Source organism: Actinoplanes sp. 13 (assembly GCF_056134165.1).
Genome location: NZ_JBVYOQ010000046.1, coordinates 24,220 through 40,625, shown reverse-complemented (window position 1 = coordinate 40,625; position 16,406 = coordinate 24,220). Strand labels below are relative to the sequence as shown.

16 protein-coding genes are annotated in these 16,406 nt (G+C 71.5%); 8 read left to right on the top strand and 8 right to left on the bottom strand.

From position 1 onward, the window contains the following. Positions 1–222: 222 nt before the first annotated feature. The 4 genes from AC0NH5_RS41325 to AC0NH5_RS41310 all read right to left on the bottom strand — a co-directional run bounded on the left by AC0NH5_RS41325 (position 223) and on the right by AC0NH5_RS41310 (position 3,620). Positions 223–573: a DUF3263 domain-containing protein gene (locus AC0NH5_RS41325; RefSeq protein ID WP_474413611.1), complete on the bottom strand. Its 351-nt coding sequence runs from the start codon at positions 571–573 to the stop codon at positions 223–225. 67 nt (positions 574–640) lie between these two features. Beyond that, positions 641–1,648, bottom strand: a complete 1,008-nt coding sequence (locus tag AC0NH5_RS41320) for an ABC transporter permease (protein ID WP_474413609.1) — start codon at positions 1,646–1,648, stop codon at positions 641–643. Then, the gene (locus tag AC0NH5_RS41315; protein ID WP_474413607.1) at positions 1,645–2,628 is read right to left on the bottom strand and encodes an ABC transporter ATP-binding protein; all 984 of its coding nucleotides are present in this window, start codon (positions 2,626–2,628) and stop codon (positions 1,645–1,647) included. Before AC0NH5_RS41315 ends, AC0NH5_RS41320 begins: the two co-directional genes overlap by 4 nt. 206 nt (positions 2,629–2,834) lie before the next feature. Continuing rightward, positions 2,835–3,620 (bottom strand): DeoR/GlpR family DNA-binding transcription regulator, encoded by a 786-nt coding sequence (locus AC0NH5_RS41310; protein WP_474413605.1) that lies wholly within the window; start codon positions 3,618–3,620, stop codon positions 2,835–2,837. Positions 3,621–3,811: 191 nt separating this feature from the next. On the opposite strand from AC0NH5_RS41310, the gene AC0NH5_RS41305 reads away from it, so the two are divergent. The 3 genes from AC0NH5_RS41305 to nagA are packed head-to-tail and all read left to right on the top strand — an operon-like array spanning position 3,812 to position 6,743. After that, the gene (locus AC0NH5_RS41305) at positions 3,812–4,735 is read left to right on the top strand and encodes an SIS domain-containing protein (protein WP_474413603.1); all 924 of its coding nucleotides are present in this window, start codon (positions 3,812–3,814) and stop codon (positions 4,733–4,735) included. After that, a complete protein-coding gene (locus tag AC0NH5_RS41300; protein ID WP_474413601.1) occupies positions 4,732–5,652 on the top strand; it encodes an ROK family protein in 921 nt (306 codons plus the stop codon). The genes AC0NH5_RS41305 and AC0NH5_RS41300 overlap by 4 nt, the downstream gene beginning before the upstream one ends. Then, complete coding sequence (nagA, locus tag AC0NH5_RS41295; protein WP_474413599.1) at positions 5,649–6,743, top strand: N-acetylglucosamine-6-phosphate deacetylase; 1,095 nt, start codon at positions 5,649–5,651, stop codon at positions 6,741–6,743. Before AC0NH5_RS41300 ends, nagA begins: the two co-directional genes overlap by 4 nt. A gap of 18 nt (positions 6,744–6,761) precedes the next feature. Here the strand turns inward: nagA and AC0NH5_RS41290 are convergent, their stop codons facing one another. Continuing rightward, a complete protein-coding gene (locus AC0NH5_RS41290) occupies positions 6,762–7,469 on the bottom strand; it encodes a phosphatase PAP2 family protein (RefSeq protein ID WP_474413597.1) in 708 nt (235 codons plus the stop codon). A gap of 9 nt (positions 7,470–7,478) precedes the next feature. Next, a complete protein-coding gene (locus AC0NH5_RS41285; protein ID WP_474413595.1) occupies positions 7,479–8,873 on the bottom strand; it encodes a trypsin-like serine peptidase in 1,395 nt (464 codons plus the stop codon). A gap of 91 nt (positions 8,874–8,964) precedes the next feature. Here AC0NH5_RS41285 and AC0NH5_RS41280 point away from each other — a divergent pair, with 91 nt between their 5' ends. Then, the gene (locus AC0NH5_RS41280; protein ID WP_474413593.1) at positions 8,965–10,218 is read left to right on the top strand and encodes a DUF4032 domain-containing protein; all 1,254 of its coding nucleotides are present in this window, start codon (positions 8,965–8,967) and stop codon (positions 10,216–10,218) included. Here the strand turns inward: AC0NH5_RS41280 and AC0NH5_RS41275 are convergent. Then, positions 10,186–11,967 carry a potassium channel family protein gene (locus AC0NH5_RS41275; RefSeq protein ID WP_474413591.1) on the bottom strand — a complete coding sequence of 594 codons (1,782 nt, stop codon included), beginning with the start codon at positions 11,965–11,967 and terminating at the stop codon, positions 10,186–10,188. The two genes, AC0NH5_RS41280 and AC0NH5_RS41275, sit on opposite strands and share 33 nt — an antisense overlap. A 121-nt stretch (positions 11,968–12,088) precedes the next feature. Between AC0NH5_RS41275 and AC0NH5_RS41270 the strand changes: the two genes are divergently transcribed. The 3 genes from AC0NH5_RS41270 (at position 12,089) to AC0NH5_RS41260 (ending at position 14,298) form a co-directional block, all read left to right on the top strand. Continuing rightward, the gene (locus AC0NH5_RS41270) at positions 12,089–13,135 is read left to right on the top strand and encodes a hypothetical protein (RefSeq protein ID WP_474413589.1); all 1,047 of its coding nucleotides are present in this window, start codon (positions 12,089–12,091) and stop codon (positions 13,133–13,135) included. 90 nt (positions 13,136–13,225) lie between these two features. Then, a complete protein-coding gene (locus AC0NH5_RS41265) occupies positions 13,226–13,759 on the top strand; it encodes a DUF6985 domain-containing protein (protein ID WP_474413587.1) in 534 nt (177 codons plus the stop codon). A gap of 35 nt (positions 13,760–13,794) precedes the next feature. Continuing rightward, a complete protein-coding gene (locus AC0NH5_RS41260) occupies positions 13,795–14,298 on the top strand; it encodes an MSMEG_6728 family protein (protein WP_474413585.1) in 504 nt (167 codons plus the stop codon). Here the strand turns inward: AC0NH5_RS41260 and AC0NH5_RS41255 are convergent. Next, a complete protein-coding gene (locus AC0NH5_RS41255) occupies positions 14,273–14,692 on the bottom strand; it encodes a GNAT family N-acetyltransferase (RefSeq protein WP_474413583.1) in 420 nt (139 codons plus the stop codon). The genes AC0NH5_RS41260 and AC0NH5_RS41255 overlap by 26 nt on opposite strands. A 123-nt stretch (positions 14,693–14,815) precedes the next feature. On the opposite strand from AC0NH5_RS41255, the gene AC0NH5_RS41250 reads away from it, so the two are divergent. Next, positions 14,816–16,393 (top strand): outer membrane protein assembly factor BamB family protein, encoded by a 1,578-nt coding sequence (locus tag AC0NH5_RS41250; RefSeq protein WP_474413581.1) that lies wholly within the window; start codon positions 14,816–14,818, stop codon positions 16,391–16,393. Positions 16,394–16,406: the final 13 nt, after the last annotated feature.

The following is a 16,406-nucleotide window of genomic DNA, read 5'->3' as shown; positions in this document are numbered from 1 at the left end:
CCCCCCCCCCCCCCCCCCCCCCCCCCCCCCCCCCCCCCCCCCCCCCCCCCCTCCCCCCCCCCCCCCCCCCCCCCCTCTCCCCCCCCCCCCCCCCCGGGCCGCTTCAGCCCGGCGGCCGCGCTGCGGCCCGGGGGCCGCAGCCGGGTCGCGGGGTAGGCCCGGCACGCGTAGTCGCGGTCGGGGAGCCCATTGCTCGTACCAAAGAAGGGATCGTGGGGTTGATCAGCGCCGGCGGGTCCGGGCCCGGGTCGAGCGGAGCCGTCGCAGGCGGCCGACCAGAACCGGGTCGTGCTCGAGGGCGGCCGGGTTGTCCAGCAGGGCGTTGAGGAGCTGGTAGTAACGCGTCGAGGAGAGGCCGAAGGTGTCCCGGATGGCCTGCTCCTTGGCGCCCGCGTGCTTCCACCATTTCGCCTCGAAGGCGAGGATCTGCTGCTCCCGCTCGGCCAGGCCGGAGACTGTGGGCTCCGGTGCCGGCTCGGACGCCTCGCGCGGGGCGGGGATGTGCTGCTGCTCGTCGGCCGGTTTCTCTCCGGTCGGTTCGGCGGCGGGCTGCATGGCACTCCCAAGGGGCATCGTCCAGCACAGATGTACGAGGGGATCACCAGCATAAACGTCGCCGGCGATCCTCGCGTACGTTACCTCACGTGATGTCCCGCTTACGCATTGTCCACATCGAAGCACCCACCACGAGGACCACGGCCACCGCCATGCCGATCCCGGCTGCCTGCCACGTCATCGTGAACGTCGCCGCCTCGCAGCCGGAGGTGGAGGAGAAGTCGCAGGAGTTGTAGTCCTCCACCACGAACTCCTTGTACAGCCACGCGACGCCCCACAACGGCAGCACATAGGCGTCCGGGAACTTCAGGCCGGCCAGCTGCGCCATCACGAAGACGCCGATCTGCACCGCGCCGAGAGCGATCAGCGCGCCGAGCGCCATGCCGGTGTGCCGGCCCAGCGAGGCCAGCGCGAATCCGAGCGCGCCGGCCACCACGATCAGCGCCAGACCGCGCAGACCGAACAGCCCGATCGACTGCCACGCGCCCGGGGTGAGCCCCTCGGTGGTGCCGCGGAACTCCGCGATCACGTGGAACACCCCGGTCCACACCGCGCCCAGCAGCACCGACAACGCGGCCAGCCAGCCCAGGAACACGGCTAGCTTGGTGCCCAGCACCCGGATCCGCTGCGGCCGCCAGAGCAGCAGGTTCATCATGCCGCCGCTGTTCCACTCGGCGCCCACGAAGGACGCTCCGATCAGGAACGCCGCGGCGGCCAGCACCACCGCGAAGACCGAGATCATGTTCGGGAACTCGCCTCGGAACTCGAAGGTCTCCTGCATGTACCAGACGTAGTTGAAGTCTTCCGGCGACGGCGTGTAGAGCTCGTCGCAGTTCGGCGGCCAGTTCGCCGCATCCGGGGTGCCCGCCGCCGCGAGGCACTTCTCCTTGTCCTGCGCGGCGGTCCGCACACTCTGCTGGTAATCCCGGTCGGCGTCGGCCTTCGCCTGCGCGATCTGCGTCTCGGTGACCTTCTGGTTGGAGAAATAGACGCCGACCGCCACCGCCGTCAGGATCAGCAGCACCCCGGTGAGCAGGAATCGGGTGAAGCGGCGCTTGAACAGCCGCCGGGTCTCGGCACGTGCCAGGCTCACTGACCCCACCCGCCCTTGCCCGCGGCCGACACCTGATCGACCTGCCGGTTCTGCCCCTCGACCGGCGCCGTGCCGGTCAATTCCAGGAAGACGTCCTCCAGATCCGCCGCGACCGGGGTCAGCTCACTCACATAGATCTGCCGCTCGGCCAGCAACTTCGTGATCTGCGCCGGATTGCTGGCGTTGCCGACCGTGAAATGGTCGTTCTCCAGACTCACCTGGGCGCCGGCCGTCCGCAGGATCTGCGCCGCGTTCAACAGATCGACGCCCGGTTCCAGGCGCACCTTCACCGCGCCGGACCGGTGCCGGGCAAGCACGTCGGAGACCGAGCCCGAGGTGACCCGCCGCCCCGCCGAGATGATCGTGACCGAGTCGCAGATCAGCTGGATCTCGCCGAGGATGTGACTGGAGAGCAGCACAGTCATCCCGGCCGACGAGAGGTCCCGCATCAGCGTGCGCATCTCCCGGATGCCGCCCGGATCCAGACCGTTCGCCGGCTCGTCCAGGATCAGCAGCTTCGGCTCCTTCAGCAACGCCGAGGCCACCGCGAGGCGCTGCTTCATGCCGAGCGAGTACGTCTTCACCCGCTCCTTGGCCCGATCCCGCAGGCCCACCAGATCGAGCACCGAATAGACCCGGTTGCGGTTGACGCCACCGGCGTCGGCGAGCAGGAACAGCGTCGCCTCGGCACTGAAATTGCCGAAGAACTGCGGGCTCTCCACGATCGCGCCGACCTGGCGGGCCACCTGCGGCAGATGCTTCGGCACCTCACGCCCCAGAATCGCCATCCGGCCGTCGTTCGGCTTGATCAGGCCGAGCAGCGTACGCAGCGTCGTGGTCTTGCCGGAGCCGTTGGGCCCGAGGAACCCGTGCACCTGCCCGGCCTCCACGACCATGTCGAAGCCGTCCAGCGCGTTCCGGACACCTTTACGGCCGCGATAGGTCTTCCGCAGCCCTGATATCTCGAGTACGGCGGTCACTCGCCGCACCCTAGGTCACGAAGGCCGTCTCCGGGACACTCTTGCCCGCTCGCCGTGCCGAAATTCGTCGATTCCACCCTCGTCTCGTCGTCGAGATCGTCGACGGCGTCCAGGTCGATGTCCGCCGGCACGGCGCACGGAACAGCGGCCCGCCCAGGGAGGCGTGATATCGGCGCTTCGACCAACATCGATACCCCGCGATGCCGTCAGGCGGTGATGACCTCGACGCCGGCCTCACGGAAGGCCGCCACCACCGACGGCGGCGCGCCGGAGTCCGTCACCAGAGTTTCGACCTTGGTGATCGGGCAGATCCGGGCGAAGGCGTGCCCGCCCAGCTTCGACGAGTCGGCGATCACCACGACGCGCTTGGCGCGGGCCACCATCAGGCTGTTCATCGACGCCTCGCCCTCGTGGTGGGAGGCCGCGCCGAGTTCCACGTCGAGGGCGTCCACGCCGAGCAGGACGATGTCGAGGGTCACTTCTTTGAGCAGCGCCCCGCCCAGCGGGCCGACCACCTCGAAGGACTGCGGCCGGACCACGCCGCCCGCCACCACGATCTTCATCCGGGAGCGGACCAGCAGTTCGTTCGCGATGTTCAGCGCGTTGGTGACCACGGTCAGCTGGGCGCCGTCGCCGCTGACGTTCAGGTCGGGCCGGACCGCCAGTGCCCGCGCCACCTCGGTGATCGTGGTGCCGCCGTTCAGCCCGACGACGGTGCCGGGGGTGACCAGCCGGGCGGCCGCCTCGCCGATGCGCTGCTTCTCGGCGGAGTGTTTGGCGCTCTTGTATCGCAGCGGCAGGTCGTACGACACTCCGTTGGCAACCGCACCACCACGGGTACGTGTGATCATCTGCTGCTGGGCGAGCTGGTCGAAGTCACGGCGGATGGTGGCCTGGGACACGTCGAGACGTTCGGACGCCTCTTCGACCGTTACCCGGCCGCTCTCCGCGAGTAGCTCGAGCAGGGCATTCCACCGCGCGTACCGGTCCACCCGACACTCTCCGATGCACGTTTCATGATAAGTGTGTGCACATTAGTGCGCGAAAGGCCCGGAAGCAAAGCCGCCACATGCGCGAACGACCTCGGGAACTTGCCCCGACGGCAACGTCATGAGCACAATAACGCGCGAAAGACCCGGGAACCGAGCGCGAATGCGCAGCTAACTACCGGTGAGGAACAGCCATGAGCCATGTGAAGGCGGAGATCGCCACCCAGCCCGAGTGCTGGCGGCAGGCCGCGAAGCTAGCCGGGTCACCGGGTCTCCCGGAGCGGGGCGAGCGGGTCGCCGTCGTCGGCTGCGGGACATCCTGGTTCATGGCGAAGTCCTACGCGGTGCTCCGCGAGCAGGCCGGCCACGGCGAGACCGACGCGTTCCAGGCCTCCGACTTCCCGTACGGGCGGCGCTACGACCGCCTGGTCGCGATCACCCGGTCGGGGACCACCACCGAGGTGGTCGACCTGATCCGCACCGTCGGCGACAACACGCCGGTCACCGTGCTCACGGCCGACCCGTCGCAGCCCGCCGCCGCGATCGCCGCCCACCCCGTGGTGCTGGACTTCGCCGACGAGCAGTCGGTGGTGCAGACCCGGTTCGCGACCAGCGTGCTGGCCCTGCTCCGGGCGCACCTCGGCCACGACATCGAGACCGTGGCGATGGATGGCGAGGTCGCCGTGCGGCTGCCGCTGCCGGTGCACCCGGCCCTGTTCGACCAGATCACCTTCCTGGGCCGGGGCTGGACCGTCGGGCTCGCCGAGGAGGCCGCGCTGAAGTGCCGGGAGACGGCCGGTTTCTGGACCGAGTCGTACCCGGCCATGGACTACCGGCACGGCCCCATCTCGATCGCCGGGCCGCGCCGCGTGGTGTGGGCGTTCGGTGACGTCCCGGCCGGGCTGGCCGACGAGGTGGAGGCGACCGGCGCGGCGTACGTGCACAGCCGCCACCACGGCGGCTACGCCTCCCTCGGCCGGTGGACCGGCGGGCGCTCCCCGCTCGACCCGATGGCCGACCTGGTCCTGGCCCAGCGGGTGGCCGTGCTGCTCGCCACCACGCAGGGCCTCGACCCGGACAACCCACGCAACCTGACCAGATCTGTCGTCCTGCAATGAGCCGGGTCGTCGTCGCCCTGGACGTGGGCGGCACCGGGATGAAATGCGCGCTGGTCCGCCCGGACGGCACCGTCCACCACGAGGAACGTCATCCCACCCTGGCCGCCCGGGGTCCCGAGGCGGTCACCGAGAACATCCTGTCCGTCGCCGAGGGGCTGGCCGCCAAGGCGCGCGCCGACGGGCTCACCCCGGTCGCCGCGGGCATCGCCGTGCCCGGGGTGGTCGACGAGATCAACGGCGTGGCGGTCTGGTCGGCCAACGTGGGCTTCCGGGACGTACCGCTGCGTGATCTCGCCGCGCGACGCCTGGGCATGCCCGCCGCGCTGGGCCACGACGTCCGGGTCGGCGCCCTCGCCGAGGCTCGTCTGGGCGCCGGGCGGGGCCGCCGGCACGTGCTGTTCGTGGCGATCGGCACCGGCATCGCGGGCGGGCTGGTGGTCGACGGCGCCGGCTATCCCGGTGCGCACGGCGCGGCCGGCGAGATCGGGCACATCGTGATCCGGCCCGGCGGCCGGGAGTGCGGCTGCGGCCTGCGCGGCTGTTTGGAGGCGGAGGCTTCGGCCCGGGCGGTGGGGCAGCGGTACGCCGAACTGTCGGGGATCGCCGAGGCCACCGCCTACGACGTCGCCATCCGGGCCGCCGAAGGCGAGGAACTGGCCACCCGGGTGTGGCAGGACGCCGCGGAGGCGCTGGCCCAGGGCCTGCTGACCGCCCAGGCGCTCTACGACGTCGGCGTGGTGGTGCTCGGCGGCGGGCTGGCCGAGGCCGGCGACGGTCTGCTCCAGCCGGTACGCGCCGCGGTCCTGCGGGGCGTCACGTTCCACCGCACCCCCGAGATCGTCCGGGCCGAGCTGGGCGACACTGCCGGCTGCCTGGGTTCCGCCCTGCTCGCTCTCGACACCTTAGGAAACGCATGACCCGGATCTCCGGCCGGATCGTGACCCCCACCGCGGTCATCCCCGGGCACCTGGACCTCGACGGCGGGGAGATCGCCGCGATCGTGCCGGACCCCGCCGCGGGCGACGACGTGATCGTGCCCGGTTTCGTCGACCTGCACTGCCACGGCGGCGGCGGGCACACGTTCACCACGGGCGATCCCGCGGCGGCCCGGGGCGCGGCCGAGTTCCACCTGAGCCACGGCACCACGACGCTGCTGGCCAGCCTGGTCAGCTCGCCGTTCGAGCTGATGCGGGCGGCCACCGAGGCCTACCGGCCGCTGGTGACCGAGGGGGTGCTTGCCGGCATCCACTTCGAGGGCCCGTACCTCTCCGGGATCCGCTGCGGCGCGCAGAACCCGGCCTTCCTGCGGGACCCGGCGCCCACCGAGATCAACGAGCTCGTCAAGGTCGGCGAGGGCGCGGTCCGGATGATGACGATCGCCCCGGAGCTGCCGGGCGCGCTGGAGGCCATCACCCTGCTGCGCGACCACGGCGTGCTGGCGGCGATCGGGCACACCGACGCGTCGTACGACCAGACCCTCGCCGGTGTGGCAGCCGGCGCGAGCCTGGCCACCCACCTCTTCAACGGCATGCGCCCGCCGCACCACCGCGAGCCCGGCCCGGTGGTCGGCATGCTCTCCTCGACCGCCGCGGTCGAGCTGATCGCCGACAACATCCACCTGCATCCCGGCATGCTGGCCTTCGCGGCCCGCAGCGCCGGCTCCGACCGGTCCCTGCTGGTCACCGACGCGATGGACGCCACCGGCATGCCGGACGGCCGTTACGAGCTGGGCGGTCAGGAGGTCGTGGTCGCTGAGCGGGTGGCCCGGCTGGCGGAGGGCGGCTCGATCGCCGGCAGCACGCTGACGATGGACGTGGCCCTGCGCAACGCGGTCCAGGCAGGCCTCACGCTGGTGGAGGCCGTCGCGATGGCCTCGACGACGCCGGCGCGGCTGCTCGGCCTGGCCGGCCAGATCGGTTCGCTGCTGCCGGGCCACCGCGCTGACGTGGTGGTCCTCTCCGCGGGCCTGGAGCTGCGCCGGGTCATGCGAGCCGGGACCTGGGTCTGACGCGGCCACGGGTCCGGGTCAGAGGCCGGCCGGCCGTTCCCAGCCCCGCAGCGGCGGCAGCGGGAGCCGGTCCCAGGAGATGCGGGCCAGCAGGCGGGCCAGGAAGAACCCGAGCAGCACGCCGGCCACCGAGTCCGTCACCCAGTGGTATCCCAGATAGACCGTGGTCCCGAAGACGATCACCACGGGCACGACCCGGAGCGCCAGCCACTCCCCGCGGGTCAGCGGCCGGTGGATCAGCGCGACGATCAGAATGGCGAGCACCACGTACCAGACCAGCACGTTGCCCATGTGCCCGGACGGATAGCTCATCGCCAGCTCACCCGATGCGTACGGGTTGAACAGGATCTCCTTCTCCGGGCCGGCGAACCGCGGCGCGGCCCGGTCGAAGAAGACCTTCGCCGGGCCGATCGTCAGGAACGTCAGCACGAACGCCGCCGCGAAGGGCAGCACCGCACGCACCGACCGGGTCCGGTGCACCAGCAGGCCGGTCAGGACCAGCGCGACCGGCATCAGCACCTGCCCGCCCTGGCCCAGATAGTTGAGCACCCGGGCGGTCCAGTGGACGGGGGCCGGCTGGTTGGCGAGCACCCACTCGGCCACCCGCAGGTCGAGCCGGAGAAACACCCCCCGGGCCAGCGCCACGCTGATCGCGGCGAACCCGGCCAGCGCCAGCACGTCCGGCCACCAGCTGCGGACCCGGGTCGCCGGAAGAGTCGAAGTCACGCCTCCAAGCTAAAGCTGTGCACGCAACCGGTTGAACAGCAGGTCCCCCCGGACGCCGCTGTTCGGGCAGCCGCCGAAGTGGTGCAGCGCCACCACCTTGTTGGTCGCCCGGGACAGCACCGGCGACCCGGACGACCCGCCCGCGGTGTCGCAGTAGTACGAGACGTCGGAGTGTTCGGCATATCCCGTGTAGTCCGGGTTCTCCACCGCGCAGTTGCCCGCCTTGTCACCGGCGCCACCGGCGATCCGGGTCGGCTCACCGGCCGGGTGCTGCGGCACGTAGAGCGCCTGCCCCCTGGCCGGCCGGGCGGTGTCCAGGGTGAGGTAGCCGAACTTCGAGATCGCGGCGAACCCGTCCACCGTGAAGAGCGTGTAGTCGAGCACCCGGTCGGTGGCGAGCACCTTGTCGCCCCACACCTTGGTCGGCTTGAAGACGTCGTACCCGCCGCACTTGGCGCACTGGTAGTTGAACCAGACCTCGGTGTCGTAGGCCTCGCCGGAGGTGGTCAGGCAGTGGTTGTTGGTGATCATGCGGTTCTTGGGACCGGCCCGCCACCCGGTGCACAGCTCGGTGCCGTTGATCAGCAACCGGGCGATCGCCTTGGACTTGGTGTAGGCGACCGGGTCCTTCGACTCGTAGCAGACCGCGTCGCTGGACGTGTCCGTCCCGCAGATCGACTCCTCCCGGCCCGGGCTCGCCGGCGCCTTCTCGCCCCGCCCGAAGCCCTTGGCCACCCGGTCGACCCGCACGCCCAGGTTGCCCAGCACCGATCCGAGGCCGAGCGGGTTCACCGCCCGGTGCACTTCCACGTCCGCGGTGTCCCCGGTGATCGACATGGCCCAGCGGCTGGTGGCCTCCGCGGCCTCGTACCGGTAGGACTCGGTCTTCTGCGGGTTCGACACGGTCACGTAGTCGCCGGGCAGCAGCGCCATCCGGCCGAAGTGCAGCTTCACGTACGACGCGCCGGGGTAGCTGAACCTCTCCCGCTTCGGCCCGGCCAGGTAGCCGAGAAGCCGGGACACCCGCACCAGCTCGCCGACCCGCTGCCGCCCGGTCGCCGGCGACGACTCGTGCCGCCGATCGCCGCGCTCGCGCAGGGTGGCGGCCGACCCGGTGGCCGACTCGGTGCGGGGCTCCGTGGTGGCCGGCGCGCTGCTGTCGCCGCTGCCGCTGGGCGAAGGATCCGACGAACCGGGGCGTTCCGCGCTCGCAGCCCGCGACGGCGCAGAAGTGACGCCGGGCGCTTGGCCGTGCACCGCCACCGGGGTACGCGCGACAGCCGGCGGTTCGTGCCAGACCACCCGCGAACGTTCGCCGGGCTGCGTGAATGCCACCGCGCCGGCCGTGGTGACCAGCGCCATCGCGGCGCACGTTCCGATGACGATGGCTGTCCTGCGTCGCATGCCACTCCCGCTGCATTGGTCGGCCGTTTCGCACCTGTGTAACGAGCCACGTACGGACGCGACGCGCCGCCGGACACGGCACACTTGGGCAGTGCGCATCACGTCCGCCCTCATCGACCCGGCGTTGCTGGACCTGCCGTGGCACATTCCGCTGGAGAACTGGCCGGCCGATCACCTGGTCGCGCTGCCGCAGGGCATCTCCCGGCACATCGTCCGGTTCGTCAAGCTGAACAACGTCGTCTACGCGATGAAGGAGACCCGGGAGCGGATCGCCGAGAAGGAGTACGACCTGCTCCGCGCGCTGGAGCGGATCGACTTCCCGGCGGTGCAGGCGGTCGCCATCGCCACCGACCGGCAGACCCCGGACGGCGAGCCGCTGGAGACCGTGCTGGTCACCCGGCATCTGCAGTTCTCCCTGCCATACCGTGCCCTGTTCTCCCGCGTGCTGCGGCCGGAGACGATGAACCGGCTGCTCGACGCGCTGGCCGCGCTGGTCGTACGCATGCATCTCACCGGTTTTTCGTGGGGTGACTGCTCGCTGTCGAACACGTTGTTCCGGCGGGACGCGGGCGCCTTCGCGGCGTACCTGGTGGACGCGGAGACCGGCAACCTCTATCCGAAGCTGTCCGAGGGGCAGCGCAGCGAGGACATCGAGATCCTGCGGCTGAACATCTTCGGCGAGTGTCTCGACCTGCAGGCCGCCGAGCTGCTGCACGAGTCGATCGACCCGGAGAAGGTGGTCGACGACATCGTGGCCCGGTACGAGCGGCTGTGGCACGAGGTCACGTACGAGCAGGAGGTCGCCAAGGACGCCCGGCACCACATCGAGCGCCGGATCCGCCGCCTCAACGAGATGGGCTTCGACGTCGCCGAGGTGTCGATGTCCACGGTGGACAACGGTTACAAGGTCCGCCCGAAGGTCGTGGACGCGGGTTACCACACCCGCCGCCTGATGCGGCTGACCGGCCTGGACGCCGAGGAGAACCAGGCCCGGCAGCTGCTCAACGACCTGGACACATACCGCGCGGAGAGCCACCTCACCGACGAGCAGCAGGCCGCGCACCGCTGGCTGACCGAGGTCTTCGAGCCGGTGGTCCGGGCGGTGCCGGCCAATCTGCGCCGCAAGCTGGAGCCCCAGGAGATCTTCTCCCAGATCATCCAGCACAAGTGGCTGCTCTCCGAGCGGGCCGGCCGGGACGTCGGCATGGGCCCGACGGTTCAGTCGTACCTGTCCGAGGTGCTGGTCAACAAGCCGGACGAGCAGGCCGTCCTCGGCATCGAGGCGGAGTCGCTCAGCGGCGTGGAGGCGGAGTCACTCAGCGGCGTCGAGGCCGGCCTGCTCTAGGCTCGGACCGGCCAGCTCGACCAGGCCGCGCAGGCCGTCCCGGCGGGCGGCCACCAGGATGCGGTCGCCCTCCGCGAGCACCCGGCGGCGGTCCGGCCCCCAGTCGACCCACTCCTGACCGGCGGCGGACATGCCGATCACCCGGGCCTCACCCGGGTGGTCGGCGTGCTCGAGCGGCGCCCCGTCCAGGGTGGACCCGGCGTACACCGTCACCGTGGCGACCATCACCGCCTGCCGGTCGACCGGCAGGTTGGCGTGCACGTCGCGTTCCAGCAGGGCGGCCGCGAAGACCGGCGCGCAGAGCCGGGACACGCTGCGCGAGACGGTGATCTGGAACGCCGACTCGACGCGCTGCGCGAAGTCGTCGTCGAAGAGCCGCAGGACCACGCGCAGGTCCGGTCGGGTCACCCGGGACTGCAGCGCCGCCTGCAGGTTCACCGAGTCGTCGGTGGAGAGCACGACCAGCGCCCGGCAGGTGTCGATCGAGGCGGCCTGCAGTGTCGCCTCCGCCGAGGCGTCGCCGACGATCACCGGGACGCGGCGGCGCTGGGCGCTCTTCACGCCTCGCGCCTCCGGCACCCGGTCGATCGCCACCACCCGCATCCCCAGGTCGGTGAGCTGCCGCAGGACCTGGGTGCCGACGTTGCCGAGGCCGACCAGCACGATGTGGTCGCTCATCTCCCCGGCGATCCGGCCCTGGTTCAGCGCCAGCCGCGCGTTGACCACGCCGTCCACCACCGCGGCGGTGATCAGTGGGATCAGCGCGAGACCGGCGATGGTGAGCACGAGTTGCGCGGCCTGCGCGACCGGGTTCCGGTCGACCTCTACATCGGAGGATCCGACAGCGGTAAGCAGCGTCATGTAGATCGACGTCCAGAGCCCGCGCCCGTCGGCGCTGCTGTCGAACTTGTTCAGCACCAGCCCGGCCACCACGGTGGTGGCCAGGGTGATCAGAACGGCGATGCCGAGCTTGCGGCTCAGCGCCGCGCGGATCGCCCGGCCGACGACGAGCAACGGCCGTCTGCGGCGCCCGGCCCGGGTGAGCAGGCGGCGGGTGACGTCCTCACCGGCCGGTCGGCCGACTGCCTCGGCCAGCACCAGGTCGGTCGGCCGCGCCGCCGCTGACCCCGGTTCCGCGGGCAGGTAACGCACCTCGCCGCGGTCGTCGGAGGTGGCCAGGGTGAGCACCACGCGCCGGCTGGCGACATCCTGCCGGCGGGCGACATAGAGAGTACGGTCGGCGCGCTGGAAATGGGTCGGTGCGACCTCGCCCAGCGCCGCCGCGACGAAAGCCGGCGCCGCCATCTCCGCGTCGGAGAGCACGGCGCAGTCCGGGAAGAGCCGCACCACGCTCTGGCCCAGCCCGGTGTTGAACATCCGCACCACCACCCGCAGCCGGGCCTCGACCTCCCGGGCGCAGAGCGCGGCGTGCAGGTTGACCATGTCGTCCGGCATCACCAGGGCGAGCGCGGTGGCGCCGGCCAGGCCCGCCTCCCGGAAGGTGCGCTCGTCCAGCCGGTCGGCCTTGTGCCACTCCACCCCGCGGTCCGCGAGGCCCGCCAGGTCGGGCACGTCCGGCCGGAGACGATGCGGAGTGATCACGGTGATCCGGATCCGCCGGCGCGAGTTCGCCAGCTCCTCGGCGAGCGTGTAGACGAGTGCGTCCGCGCCGCAGAGCACCAGGTGAGGGCGTCTGTCCGGATCGGACTGCGTCGGGCCGGATCGATCTTCAGCAGGAACGACACTCACGTTCGAGATCGTAGTCAGCCGGAACCCGCTCGCGTGGCCGCTCGTTGCCCCATCCGAACCATTCGTCCGACTTGGCGGACATCCCGCCGAATCATCGTCCGATGTGGCCAGGAGAAGATCAGTGCGCAAGTTGTGGTGTGCCGGAGCGATCGCCTGCGGATTCCTCCTCCTCGGAGCAGCGCCCGCCCAGGCAGAGCCGCTGCCGAACCCCGGCGGTGCGGGAGCGCCCCTCGACGCTCTCGGATATGCGCTGGAGCCGACCAACGACTGGCGGGTGGGCAGCCCGCTCGCCTCCGATCCGCTCAGCGGCCAGCCGCTGGTCACCCTGCAGCCCGGCGGCGACCGCAAGCTCCTGCAGCTGGAGCCGGGCGCCGACTCCGACGTGACCGGTGCGCTGCCCGCGCAGCGCCCGGCCCGCCGGATCGAGAAGCCGGCCGACCGGCGCCGCCCGCTGGCGCCCGCCGCCGACGTGATCAGCGGCACCCGTCCGAACTCGACGGAGCCCGCCGGCGCCCTCGGCGGCGTGCCGGTCACCGGCGTCCCGATGCCGCTCGCCGGCCAGGACTTCACCGTCGCGGACGCGCCGGTCGACGGGCTCGTCAGCACGCTCCCGGTGGTCAGTGGCCTCACCCCGGCCGGCATGTCCGCGCTGCCCGGCACGCCCACCGCGGGCGGGCGCCCGGTGGCCGGCCGCGCGGAGCGGCAGAGCGTGGACTTCCCGCTGCTCGGCGGCCTGGACGGCACCACCACCGCGATGGACGAGCTGCAGCGCCGGTTCGTCGACGTGCGGCCGGACTTCGCCGGCCTCCCGATCGGCGGCTCCCCGGTCCGGCGCTCGACCGGCACCGACATCACCGGCCCCGGCACCGCCGCGTCCGCGTCCGACATCACCGGCACCGGCGCGACCGGCCGGCCCGCCACCGGCAGGGCCGCCAAGCCGGCCCCGTCCGCACCGGCCGTCACCACGCCCGCCACGCAGGCCCCGGCAACCGGCGAGTCCCCGGCCACCACCGGCGACGCCGATCCGGTCGCCCCGGTGGACCCGGTCGCGCCCGCCGCCTCGGCCACCCCGAGCCCCGCCAAGCGCGCCGCGACCGGCCTGCCCGCGACCGAGGCCGAGGACCCCCGCCTCTATGAGGAGCCGGTCGACGGCTTCGTCGCCAAGTAGTCATTACCCGAGCGAGAGCGCGCGCCGCCAACGTCCAGCGGCGCGCGCTCTCGCGTTCTTCCGGGTGCACGGCCCCTTAAGGTGCACGGCATGGAAATCCCCGGCCTCGGCCCGCTCACCTACGACGAGACCGAGGAACACCACCGGAGCAGCCCCGTCCCGGTGCCCGTCTTCGGCGGCCGGGAGTGCCGTTTCGTGCTGGCCGACGCCGAGGCGTACGACGAGGACCCCGAGCCGTTCCACCGCGCGGTCGCCGCCTTCCTGCGACTCGACGACTCGGTGCTGACGGCCGCGACGTCAGCGGTCTGGGACTACTACCAGGACGTCGCCGACGCCTTCGACCAGGAAGGTTGGGAACACGTCCGGATCGCTGGGCCGGAGCAGGTCTGGGACCACGTCACGTTCGGCTCTGCGGTGTCGATCGAACGGGACGGGCCGGTCTACCTCTCCGTGGAGTGCGAGTGCTCCTGGGAGGAGGAGCACGGTCTGCAACTCGTCTTCCGCGAGGGCCGGGAGATCAGCCGGGTCAGCCCGTACGACAGCCACCTCACCAACGAACAAGCCTTCGGCCGTGACGACCTGGGGGACGTGATCTACGTCGGCTCGCGGATGGCGGGGGAATGACGCCCGCGCCTGGCCGGCGACGGACAATCGGAAACGTGCAGACGTTCCTGCCCTATCCGGGCTTCACCGCCAGCGCCGAGGCGCTCGACACCAAACGGCTCGGCAAGCAGCGGGTGGAGACCATCCAGGTGCTGCGCGGGCTGATCCAGCCCGGCTACGGATGGCGGCACCACCCCGCGGTCAAGATGTGGCAGGGGTACGAGGAGGGCCTGGTCCGGTACGGCCTGGACATGTGTGACGTCTGGACCGCGACGGGACGGGCCGACACCTGCGCGGCGACCCTGCTGACCGATCTGCGGGCCGCCACCGGCATCGAGGTGATCCGCACCGCGACGGAACTCGCCGAGGCCGGTGAGCTCCCGCCCTGGCTCGGCGACGAGGACCTGCACCGCAGCCACCGGTCGGCGCTGCTGCGCAAGGACCCGGACTTCTACCGGCCGAAGTTCGGCGCCGACATCCCCGACGACCTGCCGTACGTCTGGCCGCCCTCGGACCGCCCGGCCCGGCTGCTTGTCACTTCCCGTTCAGATCCCAGCTGAGCAGGGTGAAGGTCATCTCCTCGCACGCGCCGGCCCGGCGATAGGTGGCGAGCGCGGCCTCGTTGTCGTTCTCCGTCGCCACCCACATGCCGTAACAGCCGTTCTCCCGGGCCACCGCGGCGAGCGCGTCGACCAGGGCGGCGCCGACGCCCTGCAGCCGGGCCACCGGCGCCACACCCAGCTCGTACACGAACATCTCGGTGCCCTTGTCCGGATGCGTGGTCTCCACACCGCTGATCATCCCGATCGGGCGGTCCGCCTCGTCGTAGGCGAGCAGCAGGTGATGGGTGGAGTCGGCCAGGAAGCGATCGGTCGCGGCCTCGAGCGGCGGCGCGTCGAAGAGGTCGGCAGCGCGGTGCACGTCGGCGGCGGCGGTGACTCGCTCGATACGCATGGCGCCCACGATAGCCAGCCGAAATATCTCGAATCAGCACCCAGTTCGGCCGCACCGGGCCGCCACCGCACGAAGAACTGGCCGTCGCGGACCTGGTCGGTAGCATGGCGGACCGACAGCGAGGTGGAGAAGGGCGGCGAGATGTCGGTTCCCGGCAAGCCGGAGGGCGCCGACGCGGAGCGGCCCGGCAAGGCGGAGTACGCGGAGCCGGTCGACCCGTGGGCCACCGCCGAGGCGGACGCCATCGCCAAGGACGGGCACGTGCCCTTCCACCTGTCCGATCCGCAGTCACCGGCCCACCCGCACTCCACCTGGACGATGCCGGGCGCCGAACCGGAGACCACCGCGCTTCCCCGAGGCGGGAGTGTGCTCCGGTCGTACCGCAAACGGGTTCTGGCAGCGATCGTGGCCGGCGTCGTCGCGCTCGGGGTGACCACCGCGGTGCTGCTCCGGCCGGAATTCCCGGCCCTCGACTTCCATCAGCTCGACGAGCCGAGCGGCTATCAGCCGGCCGTCGAGATCAGCTCGTTCTGGTCCGACGCCGAGGTGGTCGGCGACCGCGCCTATTTCGCGAACACCGACTCGACCGGAGCGCTCGGCGTGGTCGCCGTCGACACCGAGTCCCGCAAGGAGCTGTGGCGCACCCGGCTGACAGAGCCCGGCGTGACCGGCTGGGACACGCTGCTGGCGACGCCGGCGGAACTGGTGCTGCGCTCCACGCTGAACGCCTCCGGCAAAATCACGATGCTGGTCCTGGACGCCGGGGACGGCGGGAAGAAACTGTGGGACCGGCCGCTCGGCAGCTCCGACGTCGTGCACCTCGGCGCCGGGACCGTGCTGGTCGCGGACCGCGGCGAAGACCGGCTGCTCTGGCTGGACCGCAAGACCGGCAACGTCACCCACGAGGAAGACGACCCGGGCTCCTCCGCCATCGTCGCGGCCACCACGCCCGAAGACCTGCACGGGCCGTCGGCCACCCTCGGACGCCTGCTGAACGCGCGGGTCAGCGACCCACGAATCATTCAGATCAACGGCGACAACGTGGTACGCCTGCTCGACCTCGACTCCGGGAAAGAACTGCGGTCCTGGCCCGCGGTCATGTCCACCAGCAACGACGTCCTGGCGCACGACGGGCGGCTGTTCGCCGAGGACACCACAGGCAACGCCGACCGGGTCTTCGGCTACTCGCTGGACGACTCCGGTGAGCCCGCCACGCTGTACACCGCACCGGCCGACGCCACCCTCAGCACGTTCACGCCCTGCGGCGAGAAGCGGCTCTGCTTCGTCCAGACCGACGGATATGACCGGACGAAAGACCAGGTCATTGCCGTGGACGCGGAAAACGGCGGCAAACTGTGGAACCTGCCGCTCGCCGAGGTCGAAGCGCTCACCCCGGTCGGCGACTCGGTGCTGGCCAGCACCAGCGCCGGCACCGACGACGTCACCCTGATCGACGCGGAAGGCGCCGCAGTCTGGACCGAACCCGGCCGGGCCGCCCGGCTGGACGGCGGCAACCTGCTGCGCTTCGCCGACCCGCTCACCGCCTCCAAAGGCAACCGGACCCTCACCGGCGTCCACCTCGGCGACGAATCAGTGCCGATGGGCGAAGTGCGCGACGTCTACACCGGGTCCTGCTCGTGGAACACCAAGGTGCTGGCCTGCGTCGGCGAGAAACAGCACCTGCTGTACCGCTTCTCATGACGAAGGCGGCCCC

Coding starts and splice junctions, on each gene's coding strand:
- AC0NH5_RS41300 (WP_474413601.1), top strand. CDS start 4,732: ATGAGCCGGGTCGTCGTCGCCCTGGACGTGGGCGGCACCGGGATGAAA.
- AC0NH5_RS41325 (WP_474413611.1), bottom strand. CDS start 573: ATGCCCCTTGGGAGTGCCATGCAGCCCGCCGCCGAACCGACCGGAGAG.
- nagA (WP_474413599.1), top strand. CDS start 5,649: ATGACCCGGATCTCCGGCCGGATCGTGACCCCCACCGCGGTCATCCCC.
- AC0NH5_RS41255 (WP_474413583.1), bottom strand. CDS start 14,692: ATGCGTATCGAGCGAGTCACCGCCGCCGCCGACGTGCACCGCGCTGCC.
- AC0NH5_RS41305 (WP_474413603.1), top strand. CDS start 3,812: ATGAGCCATGTGAAGGCGGAGATCGCCACCCAGCCCGAGTGCTGGCGG.
- AC0NH5_RS41285 (WP_474413595.1), bottom strand. CDS start 8,873: ATGCGACGCAGGACAGCCATCGTCATCGGAACGTGCGCCGCGATGGCG.
- AC0NH5_RS41265 (WP_474413587.1), top strand. CDS start 13,226: ATGGAAATCCCCGGCCTCGGCCCGCTCACCTACGACGAGACCGAGGAA.